We start from the raw sequence: 1,072 nt of genomic DNA on the forward strand, positions 1-1,072 counted from the left end.
TGGCACCGCTTTTTGCAGCAAGGCGCAGTAGCCGTCGATGGCGATCAGCGGAGAGCGCAGATCGTGCGCCACTGAATACGAAAACGCTTCGAGCTCCTTGTTGGCCGCTTCAAGCTGGGCCGTCCTGCGGGAAACCCGGTTTTCCAGGTTGACATTGAGCCTGACAATTTCCATCTTGGCACGTTTACGCTGGGTGATGTCGGTGATGGTGCTGACGAAGCCGGACGGAGCGCTGCTTGGGCCCTCAAACAGGGGCTGTAAGTTGATCAGCAGCCACAAAACGCTGCCGTCAGGCTTGCGGTAGCAGACCACGACGTTTGACTGGGGTAGACCGGTGCGCTTGGCGATGACGCTGGGCCGGCCCTCCTCAGGCATCAGCGAGCCGTCTTCGCGCAGCAGCTGCCACTCCGGCGCGATCGAAGTTTGCCCCTTCATCTGGGCCAGGGTCTTGCCGAGGATGCGTTCGGCACTGGCATTGCAGTCGACGATTCGCCCGTCTGCGTCGCGCAGCACGACGCCTTCGGCCAGCGCGGCCACGACGGTGCGAAAGCGCGCTTCGCTCGCCCGAAGCGCCGTCTCGGTCTGTTTGCGCGCGGTGATGTCGGTGCCTACGCCGCGATAACCGATGAACTTGCCATTGGCGTCGACGATGGGCTCCCCGCTGATGCAGAAGACAAGCACCTTGCCGTCCTTGTCTTCGCGCTCATACTCGAAATTACGGAAAGTCTCGTGCCTTTCGAGTTGGGCGCGATGAAGCGGCCAGGCCGCCTGGTTGCGGGAGGTGTCATTGCTCTCCCACCGGGTCTTGCCCAAGTAGTCACCAATGATGCTCTTGACCTGACTCGTTGCGCCACCGGACAGCATGGTGAAGCGAAATTGTTCGTCGAGTTCCCAGTACCAGTCCGCAGAAAGGTGGGTCAGGCTGCGAAAGCGCGCCTCGCTGTGGCGCAAGCAGACATCGGCGGCCAGACGCTCGGTGATGTCTTCGGCGGTGATCAGAATATGGGTCACCGCACCACTGGCATCTTTCAGCGGGAGCTTGCGCGCGTGGATGCGGATGACACCGCGATTT

Annotated in this window: 1 protein-coding gene; it reads right to left on the reverse strand. The window is 61.6% G+C overall.

Annotated elements, in window-relative coordinates; genetic code table 11:
* On the reverse strand, positions 1–1,072 hold a 1,072-nt coding region (locus tag ABW22_RS15860; protein WP_157648696.1), incomplete at both ends, for a PAS domain-containing protein.

The organism is Thiobacillus denitrificans, assembly GCF_001530125.1.
GTDB lineage: Bacteria > Pseudomonadota > Gammaproteobacteria > Burkholderiales > Thiobacillaceae > Thiobacillus > Thiobacillus denitrificans_C.